At 64.6% G+C, this 17,435-nt stretch carries 21 protein-coding genes; 6 read left to right on the top strand and 15 right to left on the bottom strand.

What is annotated here, in order from left to right:
* Positions 1 to 35 precede the first annotated feature (35 nt).
* From KT882_RS06835 to KT882_RS06810, 6 genes are read right to left on the bottom strand one after another with little or no spacing between them, the layout of a single operon-like run.
* Positions 36 to 1,073, bottom strand: coding sequence for an AI-2E family transporter (locus tag KT882_RS06835; RefSeq protein ID WP_228895051.1), 1,038 nt, complete (start codon positions 1,071 to 1,073; stop codon positions 36 to 38).
* A 34-nt stretch (positions 1,074 to 1,107) separates the two neighbouring features.
* Positions 1,108 to 1,695, bottom strand: coding sequence for an SCO family protein (locus tag KT882_RS06830; protein ID WP_161071614.1), 588 nt, complete (start codon positions 1,693 to 1,695; stop codon positions 1,108 to 1,110).
* A 2-nt stretch (positions 1,696 to 1,697) separates the two neighbouring features.
* Positions 1,698 to 2,591: a heme o synthase gene (gene cyoE, locus KT882_RS06825; RefSeq protein WP_161071615.1), complete on the bottom strand. Its 894-nt coding sequence runs from the start codon at positions 2,589 to 2,591 to the stop codon at positions 1,698 to 1,700.
* Positions 2,588 to 3,823, bottom strand: a complete 1,236-nt coding sequence (locus KT882_RS06820) for a COX15/CtaA family protein (protein WP_228895049.1) — start codon at positions 3,821 to 3,823, stop codon at positions 2,588 to 2,590. The genes cyoE and KT882_RS06820 overlap by 4 nt, the downstream gene beginning before the upstream one ends.
* Before the next feature lie 9 nt (positions 3,824 to 3,832).
* Complete coding sequence (locus tag KT882_RS06815) at positions 3,833 to 4,381, bottom strand: SCO family protein (protein ID WP_161071737.1); 549 nt, start codon at positions 4,379 to 4,381, stop codon at positions 3,833 to 3,835.
* Between the two features lie 40 nt (positions 4,382 to 4,421).
* Positions 4,422 to 5,156, bottom strand: coding sequence for an SURF1 family protein (locus KT882_RS06810; protein ID WP_161071738.1), 735 nt, complete (start codon positions 5,154 to 5,156; stop codon positions 4,422 to 4,424).
* A 36-nt stretch (positions 5,157 to 5,192) separates the two neighbouring features.
* Between KT882_RS06810 and KT882_RS06805 the strand changes: the two genes are divergently transcribed.
* Positions 5,193 to 5,396, top strand: coding sequence for a twin transmembrane helix small protein (locus KT882_RS06805; protein ID WP_161071616.1), 204 nt, complete (start codon positions 5,193 to 5,195; stop codon positions 5,394 to 5,396).
* A gap of 176 nt (positions 5,397 to 5,572) precedes the next feature.
* On the opposite strand, the gene KT882_RS06800 is transcribed toward KT882_RS06805, so the two are convergent.
* The 7 genes from KT882_RS06800 to KT882_RS06770 form a co-directional block, all read right to left on the bottom strand.
* Positions 5,573 to 6,433, bottom strand: a complete 861-nt coding sequence (locus KT882_RS06800) for a cytochrome c oxidase subunit 3 (protein WP_371869338.1) — start codon at positions 6,431 to 6,433, stop codon at positions 5,573 to 5,575.
* A gap of 9 nt (positions 6,434 to 6,442) precedes the next feature.
* Positions 6,443 to 6,646, bottom strand: coding sequence for a DUF2970 domain-containing protein (locus tag KT882_RS06795; protein WP_056398627.1), 204 nt, complete (start codon positions 6,644 to 6,646; stop codon positions 6,443 to 6,445).
* A gap of 12 nt (positions 6,647 to 6,658) precedes the next feature.
* Positions 6,659 to 7,201 (bottom strand): cytochrome c oxidase assembly protein, encoded by a 543-nt coding sequence (locus KT882_RS06790; protein WP_161071618.1) that lies wholly within the window; start codon positions 7,199 to 7,201, stop codon positions 6,659 to 6,661.
* A 7-nt stretch (positions 7,202 to 7,208) separates the two neighbouring features.
* Positions 7,209 to 7,325 carry a cytochrome oxidase small assembly protein gene (locus KT882_RS06785; RefSeq protein ID WP_223149313.1) on the bottom strand — a complete coding sequence of 39 codons (117 nt, stop codon included), beginning with the start codon at positions 7,323 to 7,325 and terminating at the stop codon, positions 7,209 to 7,211.
* Positions 7,326 to 7,327: 2 nt separating this feature from the next.
* Positions 7,328 to 8,938, bottom strand: a complete 1,611-nt coding sequence (gene ctaD / locus KT882_RS06780) for a cytochrome c oxidase subunit I (protein ID WP_161071619.1) — start codon at positions 8,936 to 8,938, stop codon at positions 7,328 to 7,330.
* A 16-nt stretch (positions 8,939 to 8,954) separates the two neighbouring features.
* Positions 8,955 to 10,178: a cytochrome c oxidase subunit II gene (gene coxB, locus KT882_RS06775; protein WP_161071620.1), complete on the bottom strand. Its 1,224-nt coding sequence runs from the start codon at positions 10,176 to 10,178 to the stop codon at positions 8,955 to 8,957.
* Between the two features lie 258 nt (positions 10,179 to 10,436).
* Positions 10,437 to 11,369, bottom strand: a complete 933-nt coding sequence (locus tag KT882_RS06770; RefSeq protein ID WP_228895048.1) for a methyltransferase domain-containing protein — start codon at positions 11,367 to 11,369, stop codon at positions 10,437 to 10,439.
* 58 nt (positions 11,370 to 11,427) lie between these two features.
* Here KT882_RS06770 and KT882_RS06765 point away from each other — a divergent pair, with 58 nt between their 5' ends.
* The 3 genes from KT882_RS06765 to KT882_RS06755 are packed head-to-tail and all read left to right on the top strand — an operon-like array spanning position 11,428 to position 13,640.
* Positions 11,428 to 12,207, top strand: coding sequence for a ComF family protein (locus KT882_RS06765; protein ID WP_161071622.1), 780 nt, complete (start codon positions 11,428 to 11,430; stop codon positions 12,205 to 12,207).
* A gap of 35 nt (positions 12,208 to 12,242) precedes the next feature.
* Positions 12,243 to 12,713 carry a tRNA (uridine(34)/cytosine(34)/5-carboxymethylaminomethyluridine(34)-2'-O)-methyltransferase TrmL gene (gene trmL, locus KT882_RS06760; protein ID WP_161071623.1) on the top strand — a complete coding sequence of 157 codons (471 nt, stop codon included), beginning with the start codon at positions 12,243 to 12,245 and terminating at the stop codon, positions 12,711 to 12,713.
* A gap of 60 nt (positions 12,714 to 12,773) precedes the next feature.
* Positions 12,774 to 13,640: a transposase gene (locus KT882_RS06755; RefSeq protein WP_321170331.1), complete on the top strand. Its 867-nt coding sequence runs from the start codon at positions 12,774 to 12,776 to the stop codon at positions 13,638 to 13,640.
* A 99-nt stretch (positions 13,641 to 13,739) separates the two neighbouring features.
* Here KT882_RS06755 and KT882_RS06750 read toward each other — a convergent pair whose 3' ends face one another.
* Complete coding sequence (locus tag KT882_RS06750) at positions 13,740 to 14,222, bottom strand: adenylyltransferase/cytidyltransferase family protein (protein ID WP_161071625.1); 483 nt, start codon at positions 14,220 to 14,222, stop codon at positions 13,740 to 13,742.
* A 12-nt stretch (positions 14,223 to 14,234) separates the two neighbouring features.
* Positions 14,235 to 15,425 (bottom strand): PilT/PilU family type 4a pilus ATPase, encoded by a 1,191-nt coding sequence (locus tag KT882_RS06745; RefSeq protein ID WP_267478642.1) that lies wholly within the window; start codon positions 15,423 to 15,425, stop codon positions 14,235 to 14,237.
* Between the two features lie 128 nt (positions 15,426 to 15,553).
* On the opposite strand from KT882_RS06745, the gene KT882_RS06740 reads away from it, so the two are divergent.
* Positions 15,554 to 16,498: a hydrogen peroxide-inducible genes activator gene (locus KT882_RS06740; RefSeq protein ID WP_161071627.1), complete on the top strand. Its 945-nt coding sequence runs from the start codon at positions 15,554 to 15,556 to the stop codon at positions 16,496 to 16,498.
* A 54-nt stretch (positions 16,499 to 16,552) separates the two neighbouring features.
* Entirely contained in the window at positions 16,553 to 17,407 is an 855-nt protein-coding gene (gene ubiA, locus KT882_RS06735; protein WP_161071628.1) for a 4-hydroxybenzoate octaprenyltransferase, read from the top strand.
* Positions 17,408 to 17,435 lie beyond the last annotated feature (28 nt).

The following is a 17,435-nucleotide window of genomic DNA, read 5'->3' as shown; positions in this document are numbered from 1 at the left end:
TTAACAGTCTGTCGGACTGCGGATCCAGCCGCGCCTCAGAGCGTCTTGCCGGTCCAGTTGCGCAGCAGCCCCAGCGCCACCGCCAGCAGCGTCGGACCGATGAACAGGCCCACGAAGCCGAAGGCCAGCACGCCGCCCATGACGCCCAGCAGCACCAGCAGGAACGGCAGGCTGGAGCCGCGGCTGATGATCATGGGCTTGACCACGTTGTCCACGCCGCTGATGACGAATACGCCCCACACCAGCATGAACACGGCCCAGCCGGTGCTGCCCTGGTTGAACAGCCAGACCACGGCGCCGCCCCAGATCAGCGGCGGGCCGACCGGCACCAGCGAAAACAGGAAGGTGGCCACCGACAACAGCGCCACCGCAGGCACGCCGGCGATCAGGAAGCCGATGCAGGCCACCGCCGCCTGCGCCAGCGCGGTGCCGAGCAGGCCGTACATCACGCCGCGCACGGTGCGGCTGACGGTGTCCGCTACCTCGGGCGCGTGCTCGCCCATGATCTTGTCCATGCCCACGCGCAGCGCGCCCAGGATGGCGGCGCCGTCGCGGTACAGGAAGAAGCAAACGAAGGCGGCCAGGCTCACCTGCGCCACGCCGCTGCCCAGCACCACGCCGCTGCCCAGCAGGAAGTGGCGCGCCGGCTCCATATAGCGCTTGGCCAGCGCCACCAGCTCCTCGCGGCTGCCGATAATCTTGCGCACATAGGCGTCCGCCGCCTCGCCCACCATGGGGATGTCGCGCAGCCAGGACGGCGGCGTTACGGTGCCTTCGTCTATCGCCACGCGCAGGTGTTCATATACTTCACGCGCACTGTCGGCGATGTTCCAGGTGACCACGGCCAGCGGGAGGATAATGATGAGTATCAGCGTCAGCGTCATGACGGCGGCCGACAGCGTATGGCGCTGGCGGCAGCGCGTCAGCAGCATCTGGTACAGGGGCCAGCTGGAGATGGCGATGGCGGCGGCGAACAGGATCGCAGCCAGGAAGGGACGCAGCACCGCCAGGCAGCCGATCACCAGGAAGATGATCGCAGCCAGGCGGGTGTAAGGTTGAAAACGTTTTTCCATCGTGCCCCCAAATGTTGTATCGGGGGCTAGCTTATCAGGAAAGCAGCAGTTTCAGGTCGTGCGCAATGGGCGCGGGGCCTTGGCCATGGCGCAGGAACAGGCGGATCTTGCCGTTCTTGTCGAATACATAGCTGCCCGCCGTGTGGTCGATGGTGTAGCTGTCCGGCGTTTTGCCTTCCACCTTGTTGTAGATGACCTTGAACTCCTTGGCCACCTGCGCGGTCTGCTCGGGCGTGCCGTACAGGCCAATGAAGCGCGGATCAAAAGTGGGCGCGTACTGGGCCAGCAGCTCCTTGGTGTCGCGCGCCGGGTCCAGGGTGATGAACAGCACCTGCACCTGGTCGGCCAGCGGACCGAGTTCCTTCATGACGCCGGCCATCTCGGCCATGGTGGTCGGGCACACGTCCGGGCATTGGGTGTAGCCGAAGAAGATCACCACCGCCTTGCCCTTGTAGCTCTCCAGCGTGACCGGCTTGCCGGTGTGGTCGTTCAGCGAGAAGCCCTGGGCGTAGCTCAGGCCGGTCAGGTCGGTGTTCTTGAAGGCCAGGCCGGAACCGGGGGCCTGCTTCTGGCAGGCGCCCAATGCGAGCGCCATGCACAGTACTGCCAGGATTTTTTTCATGCTCAAATCTTCACGTAATGGTCCACCAGCAGCGCGGCGAACAGCAGGGACAGATAGATGATGGACCAGGTGAACGCCTTGCGCGCCACCAGGTCAGTGTAATGGCGGTGCACGCGCCAGCTATGCCACAGGAACACCACGTTCAACGCCACCGCGCTGACCAGGTAAATCAGGCCGCTCATCTTGACTGCGAAGGGCAGCAAGGTGGTGGCGGCCAGGGCGATGGAGTACAGCCAGACGTGGAAGCCGGTGAAGGTCATGCCGTGCGTGACGGGCAGCATGGGCAGGCCGGACTTGGCGTAGTCGTCGCGGCGGTACATGGCCAGCGCCCAGAAGTGCGGCGGGGTCCAGATGAAGATGATCATGACCAGCAGCCACGCCTGCATCGGCACGTCGTTGGCCACGGCGGCCCAGCCCAGCGCGGGCGGCATGGCGCCGGACAGGCCGCCGATGACGATGTTCTGCGGCGTGGCCGGCTTCAAGATCATGGTGTAGATGACGGCGTAGCCAACGAAGGTGACGAAGGTCAGCCACATGGTCAGCGGGTTGACCAGCGCGTACAGTATCCACATGCCCAGGCCACCGATCACGGTGGAGAACACGGCGGTCTGCGCCACCGTGATCTCGCCCTGCGCCATGGGTCGGCGCGCGGTGCGCGCCATGCGCGCGTCGATCTCGCGCTCGGCCAGGCAGTTGACGGCGAAGGCGGCGCCGGCCAGCAGCCAGATGCCGAAGGTGGCGGCCACCACCACGCGCCAGCTGGGCAGCTCGTCGGTGGCGAGGAACATGCCGATGACGGCGCAGAACACCGCCAGCTGCGTTACGCGCGGCTTGGTCAGCGCCCAGTACTGGGCAATGCGGTTGGTCTGTTTATGTAGGGCGGTCTGGGTCGTCATTGGTGGTGTCTGGCTGGCGCAGCGCCTTGCTGGGCCGTGTCGTGTTGGTGCTTAGCCCGATAGTTTAACATGGTCAGCAAAAGCACCAGCAGCGCCGCTCCGGCGTTATGCAGCACGGCGATCGCCAGGGGGAAGCTGAAATAAATGGTGGCCAGGCCGCTGGCCGTCTGCAGCGCCAGCACGGCGGCGATGCCGCGCGCCAGCCTTGCCATTCCGGCCATATTCCACGCGCGCCAGGCCGTGTAGCCGGCCAGCAGCACGACCACGAAGGCGAAGTTGCGGTGCACCCAGTGGATGGCGGTCAGCGCGGAGAAAGGCAGGTAGTGGCCGGCGGCCGTCTTGCCCAGTTCGCGCCACAGGTGGAAGCCGTGCTCGAAGTCCATCTCGGGCACCACCTTGCCCGCGCACAGCGGGAATTCGGTGCAGGCCAGCGTGGCGTAGTTAGTGCTCACCCACCCGCCCAGCGCCAGCTGGATCAGCAGCGCCAGGCCGGAGGCCAGCGCCAGCCAGCGTATGGTGCGCAGCACCGGCAGCGGGGCCGACGCCAGGTAGCGGCGCTGGCGCCGCTGCTGCTGTTCAGCGGCGGGCAGCAGCGACTGGTGCACCGTGTCCTGGCGGCAGCCGAACCACACCAGCATGGACAACAGCCCCATGCCCAGCAGCAGGTGGATGGTGACGATCACCGGCTGCAGCTTGAGCGTGACGGTCCACGCGCCGAACGCGCCCTGCAGGCAGACAAAGAAGAACAGCACCACCGGCAAGGCCGGCGCGTAGGCGCGGCGCATGCCGGCTGCGGCGACGGCGGCGGCGATATCGGCGCCGGCCTGCGCGGCCAGCTTGCCCGCCTTGCGCGACTGGATCAGCGCCACCGCCATCATGGCCACGATCAGCACGCCGATGCCCATGGCCAGGTAGCGGTGGATCATCTCCACCCAGGCCTTGAACAGCGTGACCGGGCCGCTGGGCTGCAAGGCCTCGGCGGCGGCGATGTCGGCATGCGCCAGGAAGGGATTGGCCAGGCCGTAGCAGCCCGGCCAGTCCGGGCAGCCCAGGCCCGAGTCGGTCAGGCGCGTGAAGGCGCCGAACACGATCAGGTCGAAGGTCAGGAACACGCTGATCCAGACCAGCTTGCGGTATTTGTTCTCGTCCGACGACACCCAGACCATAGACAGCGGCAGCAGCGCCACCAGCAGTCCTGTGACGGCCATCTGGGCCAGCGTGGTGTGATGCATAAGGTCCCCTCAGCCGATGGCCGAAGCCTTGAGCAGCTTGGCGATGTCCTTCTTCACCTTGCTCGGGTCGGGCTGTTTCGGGAAGCGCATCATCAAATTGCCCAGCGGGTCGATCAGGTAGATATGCTCGGCGGCCTGGCCGCCCTGCTCCACCGGCAGCCATTTGGTCACCGCCTCGGCCGGTGCGCGCAGCATGCGGGTGCCGTCGTTCACGCGCAGCAGTATGGTCTCCAGCGGCTGGTCGTCGGTGATCAGCCACACGCGCTCGATGCGCTCCATCTCCTTGCCCTGCATGGTGCGCAGCTGGCGCATGGCGAACAGCTGGTCCTGGCAGGCCTGCTGGCAGTCCGAGCCGCCCACCTTCAGCATGATCCACTTGCCCTTGTAGGCATCCAGCCCGGCAGGCTTGCCGTCCAGCGTGGCGCTGGCCATGGCCGGTATGGGATACTGGCGCGGGTCGATCAGCGCGCCGTAATTGGTGCGGCCTTCGGGCTTGATGAAGTAGTAGGTGATGTAGGACGCAATCAGCGGCGCCGCGCACACGGCCAGCACCGCCATCAGCTTCCAGCGTCCGCGGCTGCGCTGCGGCTGGCCCGGTTCAGTTTTGTTTTCCACGTCTATATCCTGTTACGACGAAAAAGAGAGCGGCCATGGCTGCCAGGGCGTACCACTGGAAGGCATAGCCGCGATGCTTGTCCACGCGCGAAGCGGGCGCCGGCCAGTCATGCGACAGGCCGCTGTCCTCCGCACCGGCGGGCGCGGTTTGTTCGATGATAAAAGGCTGCATGCGCAAGCCGCTGGCTTCGGCCACCCCGGCCGCCGTGGCGTTCTGCACGATGGCGCCGGGCTTGAGCGCGGGCGCCGTCCCCAGCTGCATCACATGGCCGGGATGCAGGCGCGCCACGCCCTCCAGCGTCACCTCCCCGGCCGGCGTGCCGTAGGGCGGCAGCTGCTCGCGCACCGCCATATTGCGCGGCAGCCAGCCGCGCGCCACCAGCACGTGCTGGTCCGAGCCGGCGATACGGAAGGGCATCAGCAGGTAGAAGCCCACGCCTTTGGCGGACGGGCGGTTGTCCAGGTAGAGCGGCCAGCCGGCCACAAACCGGCCGGTCACGCGCACGCGGCGGTATTCCATTCCGGCCGCCTCGGCCTCCGGCACGGCGGCGGCGCCCAGCATCAGCGGCGCGCCGGCCTGGCCCGCCTGCAGGCGCGCGTCGGCGGCGCTGGCCTCGGCCGCGCGGCGGCCCTGCCACTGGCCCAGCGAAACGCCCAGCGCCACCACCAGCACGGTGGCCGCAAAGGGCACCCATTTGAAGCGGAAGGCCATTACAATGGTGCCTCTATTCCGACCTGCGGCGCTGCCAATTCCATGAAAATCCTTGTTGCGATTGCCTTCATTCTGATCCTAGCCAGCCTCGGTTCGGCCTTGTACTACATGATGCGCCAAAAGGGCAAGAACGACCAGCGCATGGTGCGCTCGCTGGCCATGCGCGTGGGCTTCTCGATCGCGCTGTTCATCATTATCCTGGTGGCCAACAAACTGGGCTACATCCAGCCTACCGGCATCCGCTAGCGTTGGCGGGTTACGGCTGCGCCTAACCCGCCCTACGGTCTCGCTGCCGGAACGTAGGGCGGGTTAGCGCAAAGCGCGTAACCCGCCACGCCGCCAAGAAAAAAGCCGCGCGCGGGATGCACCTGCGCACGGCTTTTTTTCATTGCGGCGAACAGGGTCGCCGCAGATTATAGCGCTTACAACCAGTAGACGACGATGTACAGGCCCAGCCACACCACGTCCACGAAGTGCCAGTACCAGGCCGCGCCTTCGAAGCCGAAGTGGTGCTCAGGCGTGAAGTGGCCCTTCATGACGCGGAACATCACCACCGCCAGCATGATGGCGCCCATGGTCACGTGGAAGCCGTGGAAGCCGGTCAGCAGGAAGAAGGTGGAACCGTAGATGCCCGAGGTCAGCTTCAGATTCAGTTCGCTGTACGCGTGCATGTACTCGTACACCTGGAAGCACATGAACACGGCGCCCAGCGCCACGGTGGCGGCCAGCCAGCCCACGGTCTTGCCGCGCTTGCCCGCGATCAGCGCGTGGTGGGCGATGGTCAGGGTCAGGCCGGACAGCAGCAGCAGCGCGGTGTTGATGGTCGGGATGGGGAACGGACCCATGGCGGTGAACGACTCCACCACGCCGGCCGGGGTATTGCCCCACTGCGCGGCGAAGTCCGGCCAGATGAATTTATGGTCCAGGTCACCCAGCCAAGGCAGGGTGATGGCGCGGGCGTAGAACAGCGCGCCGAAGAAGGCGCCGAAGAACATCACCTCCGAGAAGATGAACCAGCCCATGGACCAGCGGTAGGAATGGTCGATGCGCTTGCTGTACAAGCCGCCCTCGGATTCCTTGATGGCGTCGCCGAACCAGAAGTACAGCACCGTCAGCGTGCACAGGATGCCGACGATGTTGACGGTGGAACCCCAGGAGGCGTCGTTGACCCAGGCCGACGCGCCTATCATGGTGATGAGCAGGGAAATGCCGGCCAGCATAGGCCAGCGCGAAGGACCAGGCACGAAGTAGTACGGTGCCGCGTTATGTGAACTCATCTTCATCTCCTAAAATTACTGTGAAACTACGAACTTCACTATTGTTATCAGCAAGCCGATGAACAGCGCGACGCCTATCAAGGCCGCGATGATGACGTGGAAGGGATTCAGCCTGGCCCCGTCCTGGTCAAAATCTTTCTTCCTGCGCAGGCCGAAAAACGACCAGATCACCGCTTTCATCGAATACATGAAAGAAGCTGTTTGCTTCTTCTCTTCCATCTTTGCCACCCCTTAATTGGAGGCCAGCCCTGCAATCTCGAAGAAGGTGTACGACAGCGTGATGGTCTTCACGTCCTTCGGCAGCGCCGGGTCGATAAAGAACACCACCGGCATCTGCCGCGCCTCGTTCGCCTTCATGGTCTGCTGCTTGAAGCAGAAGCACTCCACTTTCTTGAAGTACGGCGTCACGCTGTTGGGCGCATAGCTCGGTATCGCTTGCGCGTTCACCGTGCGCGGCTGCGTGTTGACCACTTCGTACACCACCGTGGCCAGCTCGCCCGGATGGACCTGGATGCTGCGCTGCGTGGCGCGGAAACGCCACGGGCCATGCGCATTGCTGTCCAGCTCCACCGTCACCAGGCGGCTGTTGTCCACTTGCGTGTTCTTCGGGTCCAGCGCCACCGTGCCGTCCTTCTGCGTGAGCATATTAATCCCGAGTACTTCGCAAATATGCTTGTACACCGGGATCAGCAGGTAGCCGAAGCCGAACATCATCACCGCGATGACGATCAGCTTGCGCAGCATGCGCAGGTTCTCGGCCTTGACGCTGCCCATGTTCACCTCAGCCCAGCCAGCTGCGCTTGACGAACACGGACACGAAGAACACCAGGGCGATCGAGCCCAGTATCAGCGCCAGCCTCAGATTGCTCTGCTTCTTGTTGCCGCGAGGATCGGCCATGATTATTTCACCTGCGGCGGCGTTTCGAAGGTGTGGAACGGCGCCGGCGACGGCACGGTCCACTCCAGGCCTTCAGCGCCGTCCCATGGCTTGTCGCCAGCGGGCTTGCCGCCGCGGATGGTCGGCAGCACCACGAAGAACAGGAAGAACACCTGGCTCAGGCCGAAACCAAAGGCGCCGATGGTGGCAATCGCGTTGAAGTCGGTGAACTGCGCGGCGTAGTCCGCATAGCGGCGCGGCATGCCGGCCAGGCCCAGGAAGTGCATCGGGAAGAAGGTGATGTTGAACGTGACCAGCGACAGCCAGAAGTGGGTCTTGCCCATGGTCTCGTTGTACATATGGCCGGTCCACTTCGGACCCCAGTAGTAGAAGCCGGCGAACAGCGCGAACAGCGAGCCCGCAACCAGCACGTAGTGGAAGTGCGCCACCACGTAGTAGGTGTCCTGCAGCTGGATGTCGATCGGGGTCACGGCCAGGATCAGGCCGGTGAAGCCGCCGATGGTGAACACGAAGATGAAGCCCACGGCGAACAGCATCGGGGTTTCAAAGGTCATCGAACCCTTCCACATGGTGGCGATCCAGTTGAACACTTTCACGCCGGTCGGCACCGCGATCAGCATGGTGGCGTACATGAAGAACAGCTGCGAGGTCACCGGCATGCCGGTGGTGAACATGTGGTGCGCCCAGACGATGAAGGACAGGATGGCGATGGACGCGGTGGCGTACACCATCGAATGGTAGCCGAACAGGGTCTTGCGGGCGAAGGCCGGGATGATCTGCGAGACGATGCCGAAAGCCGGCAGAATCATGATGTACACCTCGGGGTGGCCGAAGAACCAGAATATGTGCTGGTACATGACCGGGTCGCCGCCGCCGGCGGCGTTGAAGAACGAGGTGCCGAAGTGGCGGTCGGTCAGCGTCATGGTGATGGCGCCTGCCAGGACCGGCATCACGGCGATCAGCAGGTAGGCGGTGATCAGCCAGGTCCAGCAGAACATCGGCATCTTCATCAGCGTCATGCCGGGAGCGCGCATGTTCAGGATGGTGACGATGATGTTGATCGAGCCCATGATCGAGGACGCGCCCATGATGTGCATGGCGAAAATGCCCATGTCCATGCCGGGTCCCATCTGGGTCGACAGCGGCGCGTACAGCGTCCAGCCGGCGGCGGTGGCGCCGCCCGGCACGAAGAAGGAACCGGCCAGCAGCAGCGCCGCAGGCGGCAGCAGCCAGAACGAGAAGTTGTTCATGCGCGCAAAGGCCATGTCGGATGCGCCGATCTGCAGCGGGATCATCCAGTTGGCGTAGCCCACGAAGGCCGGCATGATGGCGCCGAACACCATCACCAGGCCGTGCATGGTGGTGAGCTGGTTGAAGAACTCAGGCTGGAAGAACTGCAGGCCGGGCTGGAACAGCTCGGTGCGTATCATCAGCGCCAGCACGCCGCCGGACAGCAGCATGGTGAAGGAGAACCACAGGTACAGCGTGCCGATATCCTTGTGGTTGGTGGCGAACAGCCAGCGGCGGAAACCGGTGGGGTGGTCGTGGGCGTGGTCATGGCCGTGGTCGTGGCCATGGTCATGCGCGTGTGCGTGATCGACAGTCGTGCTCATAATGTGCAGCTCCTAATTACTTGCGTGCAGCCAGGACTTCGGCCGGTTGAACGATGTTTTCGGCCGGCTTGTTCGACCAGCTGTTGCGGGTGTAGGTGATGACAGCCGCAATGTCGGTGTCCGACAGCTGCTTCCATGCCGGCATTTCGGCAGGGAACTTGCCCGACTTCTGACCGTTCAGCAGCACGTGGATCTGCGCCGCCTTCTCGCCGTTCACGACGGCCGAGCCGTCCAGCGCGGCGAACGCGCCCGGTACGCCCTTGCCGGTGGCCTGGTGGCACACCGCGCAGTTGGCCGAGTACACTTTCTCGCCCTTGGTTTTCAGCTCATCGATGGTCCAGGTCTTGGTTGGATCGTCGGCCAGCGCGGCCAGTTCCTTTTTCTTCTTGTCGGCCCAGGCGGTGTACTCCTCGGCGGTGACCACGCGCACCACGATAGGCATGAACGCATGGTCCTTGCCACACAGTTCCACGCAGGTGCCGCGATAGACGCCGGTGTGCTGCGCCTTGAACCAGGTGTCGCGCACGAAGCCGGGGATGGCGTCCTGCTTCACGCCGAAGGCGGGGATGGTCCAGGCGTGGATCACGTCGTTGGCGGTGGTGACGATGCGGATCTTCTTATTGACCGGCACCACCACTTCGTTGTCGACTTCCATCAGATAGGTGTCGCCGCGCTTTTCGGTCGGCGCCACGCCAGGCGAGCCCACTTGCGAGCGCGGGGTGGACAGGTTGGAGATGAAGGTGATGCCCTCGCCCTCGCCCTTCAGGTAGTCATAGCCCCATTTCCACTGCATGCCGGTGGCCTTGATGGTGATGTCGGCGTTGGAGGTGTCCTTCATGGCCACCACGGTCTTGGTGGCGGGCAGCGCCATGCCGATCACGATCAGGAAAGGCACGATGGTCCAGGCGATTTCCACCGCGGTGGACTCGTGGAAGGAGGCCGATTTGTGGCCCAGCGATTTGCGGTGCTTGAGGATGGAGTAGAACATCACGCCGAACACGGCGACGAAGATCACCAGGCAGATGATCATCATCAGGTTGTGCAGGCTGTAGATGTCCGCCGCGATGGCGGTAGCGGGCGCCTGCAGGTTCAGCTGGTTGACCAGGGGACCGCCGGTACCGCCGGTGGCCTTCGAGTATTCAGTAGCCGCTGCAGCCGTCTCCGCCGCCCAGGACGGGACTGCGGCGGCTGTCATCGACAGCGCGAGCATCAACGATTGAAATCGCTTTGCATGTTTCATGTTTTCCCCAACCACCCAAGAAATAATTAATATTTTTAAAGGCAGCCGTCCGATGTTCTGAATAGCCGCCGTACGCTACAACACCTAAAACCCCCCGACCCGTAATACTTATACAAGACGAAATGATGGCAAAATTAGTCAAGGATTATAGTCAACACCCCTAGGGGCATCAAGGAAATTATCTGTTACGCAAGCCCAAAGCGGCGTGCTTGGACCTTATTTGCCACATATGCGCAGCCGTATTATGGCCAGAGCGGCCTATTTAGAGGGCTTGCGCGGCAGGTCGAAGCGGATAATCGACTCGCCCTGGCTGGTGGTGCGCGGCGCGGGGCGGAACGCGTGGCCGTACAACACCTCGAAGGTCAGCCCCAGCTTGCCGTCCGGGCGGCGCTGGCGCTCCAGGGCCGCCAGCAGGGCCGCATGGCCGGCGCGGCCCAGCAGGCCACGGCGGCGCGTAGCCAGCGGATTGCCGCCCCAGGCGCGGGCGTCGGCCAGCAAGGCCTCGGGCGTGTCATAGGTGACGGTGATCTTCTCCATGTCCAGCACCGGGGTGGAAAAGCCCGCCTCCACCAGCTGGTCGCCGAAATCGTGCATATCCACGAAAGGCAGCGCGTGCGGGAACAGATCCACGTCGGCGAAGGCGGTGCGCAGCTCGGAAAAGGTATCCGGCCCGAAGCAGGAAAACATCAGCAAGCCCTCCACCCGCAGCACGCGGCGCCACTCGGCGAACACGCGGTCCGGCTGCGGATGCCAGTGCAGCGCCAGGTTGGACCAGACCAGGTCCATGCTGTGCAGCGCCAGCGGCAGCTCGGCGAAATCGGCGCAGGCCAGGTCCACCCCGGTCTTCGACGGCAGCAGCCTGCTGATCAGCTGATTCAGGCCGCCGCGCGGCGCCGGGCCGTTGGCGGCGCTGGCCGCGCGCGCCATGGCCTCGGACGCATCCACGCCCAGGATCTGGGCGGCGGCATACATTTTTTGCAACATGGGTAGATCCGCCCCCTCGCCGCAGCCCGCATCGAGCACCCGCTGCGGCACGATCTTCACCAGCTGCAGGCGGTCCTGCATGCGCGAGGAAACCTCGCGGCGCAGGAAATCGGACGGCGCAACGCGCTCCGGGCGGGAAAACAGCGCGCGCACGCGCTCGATATCGATGGGCGCGCTCAATTTAGGCGGCTTGGCGGGAACTTGCATGGTAATGACCGGATGGGTGAGATAATGGGCGCAGTTTACATGGTTAAGGCAAAGTGCGATGCCGAACGCCCAATCCAGGCCCGCCGCCACGCGGCCGGGCGCCCTGTCATGGCTGCCCGCCCTGCTGGCGCGCGCCGGGCACGCCCTGCTGCCGGGCGCCTGCGTGCTGTGCGGAGGAATCGCGGCCATCGGCACGCAAACCTGCCAGCCCTGCCATGCACAGATATTCGGCGCCATGCGGGCGCGCTGCCGCGTGTGCGCCAACCCGCTGCCGGGCGCCGGTGGGGCCGGCGATGCGGTGTGCGGCCGCTGCCTGTCGCATCCGCCCGCGTTCGACGCCACGGTGGCCGGCGCCGACTACGCCATGCCGCAGGACCAGCTGGTGCTGCAGCTCAAATTCGGCGGCCACCTGGCGCTGGCCGCGCTGTTCGGCCGGGTGCTGGCCGAAGCCGCGCTGGGCCAGCCCGGCTTTATCCGTCCCGCCGTGCTGTGCCCGGTGCCACTGGGTCCGCAGCGGCTGGCCGCGCGCGGCTACAACCAGGCGCTGGAAATCGCCCGCGCGCTGGGGCGGCGGCTGGACGTCACCGTGCAGCCGCGGCTGGCCGAGCGGGCGCGCGACACGTTGGCGCAAAGCCTGGTGCAGCCGTCCGAGCGGCGCGCCAACATCGCGCACGCCTTCGCGGTGCCGGACCGCGCGCTGGTTGAAGGGCGCCACATCGGCATCGTCGATGACGTCATGACCAGCGGCCAGACACTGGACGAACTGGCCGCCGCGCTCAAGCGGCACGGCGCGGCGCGCATCACCTGCCTGGTGTTTGCGCGCACGCCGCCGCATTAAAGTTAAAGCAATACATACGTAACAGGAGAAATGCAGTGTTCCACGTCGTACTAGTCAGCCCCGAAATCCCGCCCAACACGGGCAACGTGATACGGCTGTGCGCCAACACCGGCGTGCAGCTGCACCTGATCGAACCGCTCGGCTTCCCGCTGGACGACAGCAAAATGAAGCGGGCCGGGCTCGACTACCACGAATACGCCAACATGCAGGTGCACAAAAGCTGGGATGACTTCCTGGCCAGCGAGCAGCCCGAGCCTGCGCGCATGTACGCCATGACCACGCACGGCTCGTCGCCGTTCGCGCAATGCCGCTTCCAGCCGGGCGACTACTTCGTGTTCGGTTCCGAAACGCGCGGCCTCGACCCGGCGCTGCGCAACCGCTTCCCCGAAAGCCAGCGCATCCGCCTCCCCATGCGCCCCGACAACCGCAGCCTCAACCTCTCCAACACGGTCGCCGTGGTCGTCTTCGAAGCCTGGCGCCAGCACGGCTACGCCGGCGGCGCCTAAATCCCAGGCAGCCTGAGCCGCATTTCCCCCATTTCGGGGTCAGACCCCGAATTGGCGGAAATGCGGCTCAGCTTGATTGACGCAAACTTGCGGCAGCGCAAGGCATCGCTGGGTGATGGAGCATACATTGCTGCTATGAGCAGACCACTCCGGCCCCAGGCGTGCGGCGCCATCTATCATGTCACTTCGCGCGGCGTTCGCCGCATGCCCATCTTTGTCGATGCATTTGACTACAGCGTCTGGCTGGACGTGCTGGCCGAAGCGGCGGCGCGCTATACGCTGGTCATCCACGCTTATTGCCAGATGCCGAATCATTACCATTTGGTGGTGGAAACACCACTGGGCAATATTGCGGCCGGGATCCGCTATCTGAACGGCAAGTACTGCCAATATTTCAACCGCAAGCACAAGCATCTCGGCCATGTTTCGCAATGCCGATACAACGCCGAAATGATCGAGCGCCAGGCGTACTTGCTGGAACTGGCCCGCTACGTTGTGCTCAACCCGGTGCGGGCGCAGCTGGTGTCGGCGGCGGCGTCGTGGAAATGGAGCAGCCACCAGGCCCTGCTCGGCTACGTTCCCCTGCCGGCATGGCTGGACGGCGACTGGATACTGAGCCAGTTCGGCAACGGCACGCGCGAGCGGCATGTCGAGGCCTACACCGAATTCGTCGAACAGGGAATAGGGTTGCCCGATCCCTTGCGCCATCGCCGCAAAGGCGCCAAGCCCAGCGCACCCGCAGTCCCATCCCAGGCCACCGCCACGCCGCCCATCGACGCCTTCTTTGCCCGATTCTCCAGCCCGGATGAAGCCGCATTGCGAGCCTATCTGTCGTCCGCCTATTCAATACGCGCCATTGCCCAGCACTTGCGCATCTCTCCCCGCAGTCTGATGAGGTTGTTACGCCGCCTAGGGAAACTCCTATAGCTTTCCCTGCTATCCTACAAGCGGCCTGAGCCGCATTAACCGCCCCGGGGTCTGACCCCGAATGGGGGTGGGTGCGGCTCAGGTTGCTTGGGGGGGTGGTCAGCCGCCGAAGGTGCGCACCTTGGCCAGCAGCTTGGTGGTGGAGCGGTCGTGCTCGAAGTCGATCGCCACCGCCTGGCCGCCGTAGGCAATCACGGCCTTGCCTTCCGGGATGGCCGCCATGTCGTAGTCGCCGCCCTTGGCGTAGATTTCGGGCCGCGCTTCCTGCACCACCTCCAGCGCCGTGTCTTCGTCGAACGGCACCACCAGGCTGACCGATTCCAGCGCGGCCAGCACCGCCATCCGGTCGCCGCAGGCGTTCAGCGGGCGGTCGTCGCCCTTGCCCAGCCGCTTCACCGACGCGTCGGTATTGGCCGCCACCACCAGCGAGCCGCCCAGCGCGCGCGCCTGCGCCAGATAGGTGACGTGGCCGCGGTGCAGGATGTCGAACACGCCGTTGGTGAGCACCACCGGCTTGGGCAGGGCCGCCACGCGCGCGCTCAGCTCGGCGCGGCTGCAGATTTTTTCTTCGAATTGGGGCATAGGATCCGTAGGTTAATGGCCGGGCTCGGCGTCTTCTTCTTCCGCGTCGATTTGCATGCTCAGCTCGCCAACCGGCCGGCTGGCGCCGCCCTCGCCCGGCTCCTTGCGGTCGCCGCGCAGCTTGATCTGCAGCCGCAGGCCGTTGGCCGAGTCGGCGTTGCGCAGCGCTTCTTCGTAGGCAATGTAGCCCTTATTATAGAGCTCGTACAGGGCCTGGTCGAAGGTGCACATGCCCAGCTCGCGCGACTTGGCCATGATTTCCTTGATGGCGTGGAAGTTGCCCTTGAAGATCATCTCGGCAATCGTCGGCGTGTTGAGCAGTATTTCAATGGCCGCCTTGCGCCCCTTGCCGTCCTCGGTGCGCACCAGCCGCTGCGACACGATGGCCTTCAGATTCGACGACAAGTCCATCAGCAGCTGGTTGCGCCGCTCCTCCGGGAAGAAGTTGATGATGCGGTCCATGGTCTGGTTGGCGTTGTTGGCGTGCAGCGTGCCCAGGCACAAATGGCCGGTCTCGGCGAAGGCGATGGCGTGTTCCATGGTCTCGGTGTCGCGGATCTCGCCGATCAAAATCACGTCCGGCGCCTGGCGCAGCGTGTTCTTCAGCGCGTTGTGCCAGGAATGCGTGTCCACGCCCACTTCGCGGTGCGTCACCAGGCAGCCCTTGTTCTTGTGCACGTACTCCACCGGGTCTTCCACCGTGATGATGTGGCCGGCCGAATTGCTGTTGCGGTAGTCTATCATCGCCGCCAGCGTGGTCGACTTGCCCGAGCCCGTGCCGCCCACCACCAGCACCAGCCCGCGCTTGGTCATGATGACCTCCTTCAGCACCTCGGGCAGGTCCAGCTTTTCAAAATTCGGAATCTCGGAGGCGATGGTGCGTATCACCATGGCCACGTTCTGCTGCTGCATCAGCACGTTGACGCGGAAGCGGCACACGTCCGGCAGCGAGATGGCAAAATTGCATTCCATCTCGGCGGCGAATTCGGCGCGCTGCTTGTCGTTCATGATGGCCATGGCCAGCGCGCGCGTGACTTCGCCGGTCAGGCGCTGCTGGCTGAGCGGTTTCATCGCGCCCTGCGACTTGATGCTGGGCGGGAAGTCGGCGGAGATGAACAGGTCCGAGCCGCCAGTCTGGTGCATCACCTTGAGCAGCTTGTGGATGTAGGCCTGCGCTTCTTCATGGCCAAATGTGGATGACATGCTTGCCTCGCGATGGGGTGGTCGGGCAATTATAGCCATCCCCATACGCTACAATGTATTTTCTTGCGCTGGACAAACGTCCCGATTCCGGCATTGCGCCCAGCCATTGCCTGTGTTCAAATACATTTATGACACTGACCGAACTGAAATACATCGTTGCTGTTGCGCGAGCGAAACACTTCGGCCACGCCGCCGAAGCCTGTTACGTCGCCCAGCCCACGCTCTCGGTTGCCATCAAAAAGCTTGAAGACGAGCTCGGTGTCGTGCTGTTTGAACGCGGCGGCGCCGAAATTTCCGTCACCCCGCTGGGCGCGCAAATCGTGGCCCAGGCCGAGCGCGTGCTGGAGCAGACCGCCGCCATCAAGGAACTCGCCAAGCAGAACAAGGACCCGCTGGCCGGCCCGCTGCGCCTGGGCGTGATCTACACCATCGGCCCCTACCTGCTGCCGCCGCTGGTCAAGGCCATGATAGACAATGTGCCGCAGATGCCGCTCATCCTGCAGGAAAACTTCACCGTCAAGCTGCTCGAGATGCTGCGCCAGGGCGAGCTGGACGCGGCCATCATGGCGCTGCCGCTGCCCGAGCACGGCATGGCGCTGCAGGCGCTGTACGACGAGCCCTTCGTGGTGGCCATGCCGCGCCAGCATCCGTGGGCCGCGCGCAACAGCATCCCGGCCGAGGATTTGAAAACCGAAACCATGCTCCTGCTGGGCAATGGCCATTGCTTCCGCGACCAGGTGCTGGAAGTGTGCCCGGAGATGGCGCGCTACGCCTCGCCCGGCAACGGCATGCAGCGCACCTTCGAGGGTTCCTCGCTGGAGACCATACGCCACATGGTGGCCAGCGGCATCGGCCTGACCGTGCTGCCGCGCGCCTCGGTGCCGGACATGGCGGCCAAGGACGGCATGCTGCAGTTCCGCCCCTTCGACCAGCCCGAGCCTTCGCGCCGCGTGGTCATGGTGTGGCGCAAGAGTTTCACGCGCAAGGCCGCCATCGACGCCATCTGCACCGCCGTGGCCCAGTGCGCGCTGCCGGGCATCACGCCGCTGTGCCAGGACGAGCCTGCGGCATAGAGGCCGGGCTAGGGTCTATAATCGCGGTTTTCCCGTCTTCCGGTCCTGAACGCGATGAACAAGCTGCAGCTCTATTTCCGCCTGGTGCGCCTCGACAAACCCATCGGCACGGTGCTGCTGCTGTGGCCCACGCTGAGCGCGCTGTGGCTGGCCAGCGGCGGCGTGCCGGACTGGCGCCTGCTGTTCATCTTCTCGCTGGGTACCTTGCTGATGCGCTCGGCCGGCTGCGCCGTCAACGACTACGCCGACCAGGATTTCGACCGCCACGTCAAGCGCACCGCCGAACGCCCCATCACCAGCGGGCGCATCAGCGGCAAGGAAGCGCTGGCCCTGGCTGGCTTGCTGACCATACTGGCTTTCCTGCTAATCCTGCCGCTCAACGCGCTGACCAAGCAGCTCAGCGTGGCCGCCGTGATCATCGCCGCCACGTATCCGTATTTCAAGCGTTTCTTCGCCATTCCGCAGGCCTACCTGGGCATCGCCTTCGGCTTCGGCATTCCGATGTCCTTCGCGGCGGTGCAGGGCACGGTGCCGGCGGTGGCGTGGTGGCTGCTGGCGGCCAATGTCTTCTGGACCCTGGCCTACGACACCGAATACGCCATGGTGGACCGCGACGATGACCTGAAAATCGGCATCAAGACCTCGGCCATCACTTTCGGCAGCCACGACGTGGCCATCATCATGCTGTGCTACGCGGTTCACCTGGGCATGCTGGCGGCGGCGGGCCTCCAGTTCGGCCTGGGCTGGCCCTTCCACCTGGGGCTGGCGGTGGCGGCCGGACTCGCCGTCTACCACTACACCCTGATACGCGGACGCGAACGTGCGCCCTGCCTGGCCGCGTTCCGGCACAATAACTGGCTGGGGGCGGCAGTGTTTGCAGGCGTGGCGCTGGATTACGCGCTGCGCTGAGCCGGCCGCCCGGCTTATCCACCCAAGC

It is taken from the genome of Pseudoduganella aquatica (genome assembly GCF_020865585.1).
In the GTDB taxonomy this organism is placed as follows: domain Bacteria; phylum Pseudomonadota; class Gammaproteobacteria; order Burkholderiales; family Burkholderiaceae_D; genus Rugamonas; species Rugamonas aquatica_A.
The sequence above is the reverse complement of the archived record's forward strand: the minus strand, read 5'-3'. Positions and strand labels throughout refer to the sequence as shown.